Source organism: Brevibacillus sp. NRRL NRS-603, from assembly GCF_003013445.1.
Classification (GTDB): Bacteria; Bacillota; Bacilli; order Brevibacillales; family Brevibacillaceae; genus Brevibacillus; species Brevibacillus formosus.
In genome coordinates, this window is sequence record NZ_PXZN01000140.1 from 1 (window position 1) to 4,489 (window position 4,489).

Consider the following 4,489-nt stretch of genomic DNA (forward strand, 5'->3'; position numbering starts at 1 on the left):
TATAAAGCTGGCCGGACTGCGAGAGATACGCATCCTCATCAAAATATTTGGTATGGAACAGATTCGTGGTACCTTCCGCAGAGGTCGGTGTCAAAATTGGTGGATCTACTTTTACGAACCCGTTCTCGTGGAAGAACTCATACATGGCGCGAATCACCTCGGAACGCACAGCCATGACTGCACGCTGACGTGGAGAACGCAGCCACAGGTGGCGATGGTCCATGAGGAAGTCAACACCGTGTTCCTTCAAGGAAATCGGATATTCCTCGGCGATCTGAATAATTTCCACACCAGTTACTGTCAGTTCGTAACCGCTTGGTGCGCGGTCATCCGCACGAACTACACCGGTTATGTAAAGTGAGCTTTCTTGTGTGAGCTGCGATGCATTCTCCCACACTTCTTCCGCTACTTCCGCTTTTACTACTACACCTTGGATGAAGCCAGATCCGTCACGAAGCTGCAAAAATTGAATCTTGCCGCTGCTACGTTTGTTGTATAACCAGCATCCTAGGCGTACTTCTTGTCCAACATGCTGCCCGATTCGGGCAATCGTCGTCAACATTGAATGATTCCCTCCATTTACCATGCCACGCAAATACAGACTAAGTATACCAAACAATTATACTATTGGGGGCCTGCAAATTCAATGAAAGTCTCCCTGTACAATGTTAACCATAAAATAGTTATGTAAACAATTTTGCATTTGGGAGACCTGATCTCAACATCGGCCTCCCTGCTTCTGAATCATCCACTCGCCCCATTGTTGTTTCCTACCGAATTATTTATCGTTCTCGAAATCGTATTCTTCACTACTTTCATAATCTTGTTCGAAATCACTTTCATCCGTGTCGTGATCCTCCATGTCATCCTCGTCCGTGTACTCATCTTCCATGTCTTCATCATCCGCATCTTCGTCTTCCATGTCTTCCTCTTCAAAGTCGTGATCGTGATCGTCCTCGACTTCTTCTGCCTCCAGTTGTCCCATCTCTGTTGACCATTCCAACATTTCGTGCGGGACATCTACTCCTTTTACCCCAATCCCAATCCAGTGAATCACACCAGTCGCTTCCTGCCCCTCTTGATTGCGAAATACGGTGATGATCGCGGAGGTCCTTTTCGTGTATTTGAGCGATGTATAAATCCCTGGTTGATTTGTCATTGCCACCATACAATAATGTGTATCCGCATAAGGCTGTGGCAATCGAACGGTCACATCCGTAGAATTGCTTGCGGCAGAAAGCCTGAAGGGGACGAAACCGTATTGTTGCAAGGTTATTCCTATATGATTATGCGTCTCAATTACTGGAAAGGATAATTTCTCAGCGTCTATCGACTGATCCGCAATGTGATGCGTAGTGACAGCTTTGGACGCAATTTTAGAACCGGTCACGGAGTCCTCTGCCAGTTTTTCCTGCGTAATGATCCGGTTTTGCAGATGCTGTTCTGTTATGCTCCTGCTAATAAGATGACTTCCTTTGAGCGTCCCTTCCTTAATATGAGTTCCATCCAGACTGCCTTTTATGACATGAGCACCATGAACGGAATGGCTATCTAGCTTGCTCGCATCAATGCTCTGATCGGCTATTTTCTCTCTTGTGATACTGCCGTCCTGTATTTTTTCCTTGGAAATGGAGTTACCCTGAAGATGATCTGCTTGAATGATATGACTGTTGAGATGTGTAGATGAAATTGCTTTTTCCGCAATCTTTTCCCCCGTGACGGCCGATCTGCCCAGATGGCGTGTCTTGATCGCATCTTTGGCTATTTTGGGCGCTGTGATTACGGCATCTCCAAGTTTGCTTGTCGTAATGCTTAGATCTGAAATTTTGTCTGTGGAAACAGATTCCGGCGCCAATTTTGATGTGGTCACCAAATGGTCATGCAGATGCTGGGTCTGGATGATGTACTCACGTAGATGATTGCCCCCAATGACTCTGTCAGTCAAATGCTGTTCTTCTACAGACCTTCTTGCCAGCTTTTCTGAGCGAATGGACCCGTCAATCAGATGTCGTGAACTCACGCTCTCATCGAGCAAGTGTTGTTCTCCTACACTCCTGTTCGCCAATTTGTCAGTAGTGATAGCCTTATCAGCAATCTTGGCTGTGGTAATTTGCTGATCCCCAATTTTTTTAGCCGTCAGCATCCCGTCTTGCAAGTGACTCGATAGGACACTGCCAGCTTGTAAATGTGTGCTTCCGATTGACTCTTTGGCGAGCTTTTCTGCCGTGACACTGTTGTTGTCCAAATGCTCAGTCAGTATCGCATATGGCCCCACTTTATCACTGGTCACCGCTTCTGGATGTAAATGCTGGCTATAAATGGCTTGAAATGCGATGTGATGATCCGTGATGCTGCCAGCGCTAATGTTACTGCCATCTATTAGCTCTTCCGTAAGATGATGATGGTAAATAGATCCTTCACGAATATGCTGAGACTCAATTGCATCTTCGTCTATCTTCGTGGAAGTTACTGCTCCATCGCGTAATTTATCGCCTGTGACAGCTCCATCCTCGAGCTTCACTGTGTTAATCACATAATTGGCGAGATTACCTGTTTGAATGGTCCCCATCTTTATTTTTTCCGAGGTAATTGATTGATCCTGGATCAACTCATTCGTAATCGCTTGCTCCTGAATATGCTTGCTCTGGATCGAGTGGTCGGCAAATTTCATCGAGTCAATGGTTTTATCGGCTAACTTTTCGGACGTAATGCTATGGTTGATCAATTTTTGCGCGGAAATCGAGTAATCCTGTAAGTGCTCTCCACTTACGATTCCCTGCCCCAGATGATCCCTCTGTACCGCAAGTGGTGCAAGTTTGGTGGAGGTTACGCTCTTGTCCGCGAGTTTGCTGCTGTCCACCGCATAATCCTTCAAAATCGAATTATCCACGGCGCCTTGCTTAATCTTGGACGCATCAATGGCACGGTTCGCAATTTTTTCTGTTGTCACCGATTGATCTGTCAAGTCGTCTGTATAGACAAATGATTGGACACGATCATCATTTCGGTCTTTGATGACCTTTGAATAAAAGTTCGGATTGGCAGTTGAGCTTTGTTTGGAGGGTACGCTTTGTTTGGGAGGTACGTTTTGTTTGGAAGACGCGTTTTGTTTGGACGATGTATCTTGTTTGGAAGATGTATCCTGNNGTCCTGTTTGGAGGATAGGTCCTGCTTGGGTACTTTGGGAATCGGTTTTTGTTGCTCCTTCGGTGTGGCTGCAGAGAGGGGAGGTATTCTGTGAGTGCTCTCCAAATTACTTTCAAGCAGATTTAATTCGAGGTCTTCCATCCACTCCCGATCAGGTGATGATGTATATGAGAGCGGTAACTCGTGCATGGTCTGCCTAAAGGTTTTGCTCAGACTTTTGTTAGCTTTTCGCCGGTTCACATTGGCCATAGGGTCTCCTTGCCTCCTGATTTCATTCCCGTATCACTTTTGTAGGATATTCATCCATTTACCTATTTGGCACCGTGTCTACAAAATTGTTTCATCCTGATTTGCCAAAGTTGCCAGCAAACACACAAAAAAACCTGCTTCGCCTATCTTCCATTGGCTAGCAGGTTCTTTATCTTCACTTTATACAGCAACTTCTTCCTTCGTTTGTGACAATAGCGCTCTAAACTCATCACCTTGCAGAACTTCCGCTTCCAACAATGTATGCAAGCCCGTTTGGAATACGGAGTCATACTGTCTCAAAAGATTGCGAGTTTCTTCGAGCAGTCCTTCCAGCAGACGCTCAACCTCGTCATGAATCCGATTCTTATCCACGTATTGCAAATGTACAATCCCCAGCTCGGACATACCGCTTTGTACAATTTCCTGTGCCATTCCCAGCGCTTGCTCGAAGTCATTCTTCGAACCAGTGCTGCGCCCACCGTAGTAGATTTCCTCCGCTACGGCTCCCCCAAGGCTAACCATGATTTGCTTCTCCATCGCTTCCTTGGTATACAGATAGCGGTCTTCCATTGGATTTTGTCGGACATATCCTAGTGCTTTGCCACGTGGACTCAGTGTAACCTGCGAGACAGAGCCCGGTCGCACGCTCTCACTGACAATGGCATGTCCCAGTTCATGGAGAGCAACGCGCTTCTTCTCTTCCTCTGATGCTTGACGATCTACCTTCTCACCGAGCATGACCTTGTCTACGGCATAAGCAAAATGCTTCGCAGTGATCTTTTCCTGACGATCACGCATGGCGTAAATGGCTGCTTCATTCGCTACACTTTCCAGCTGTGCGCCAGAAAATCCGAATGTCTCCTGTGCCACTTTTTCCAGTGTGACGTCCTCGCCTAGCGGTTTATTGGCCGTATGAATGGTCAAAATCTGCTCGCGCGCAGGCTTGTCTGGAAGATCAACGCTAATATGACGGTCAAAACGACCAGGTCGCAACAGCGCTGCGTCGAGCATGTCCTTCCGGTTCGTAGCTGCCATGACTAATACCCGCGGCTTGTCAGTCGTAGCTACACCATCCATCTCCGTCAACAATTGA

The 4,489-nt window shown here is 46.7% G+C and carries 3 protein-coding genes; all 3 read right to left on the reverse strand.

All coding sequences use genetic code 11. From position 1 onward, the window contains the following. Positions 1 to 562 (reverse strand): amino acid--tRNA ligase-related protein (locus C7R94_RS29265; RefSeq protein WP_233220707.1); only part of this gene is annotated, 562 nt, incomplete at its 3' end. A gap of 216 nt (positions 563 to 778) precedes the next feature. Then, positions 779 to 2,950, reverse strand: coding sequence for a WIAG-tail domain (locus C7R94_RS29270; protein WP_233220708.1), 2,172 nt, complete (start codon positions 2,948 to 2,950; stop codon positions 779 to 781). 626 nt (positions 2,951 to 3,576) lie between these two features. Next, positions 3,577 to 4,489: AAA family ATPase (locus tag C7R94_RS29275; protein ID WP_146142860.1), on the reverse strand; the 913-nt coding region annotated here is incomplete at its 5' end.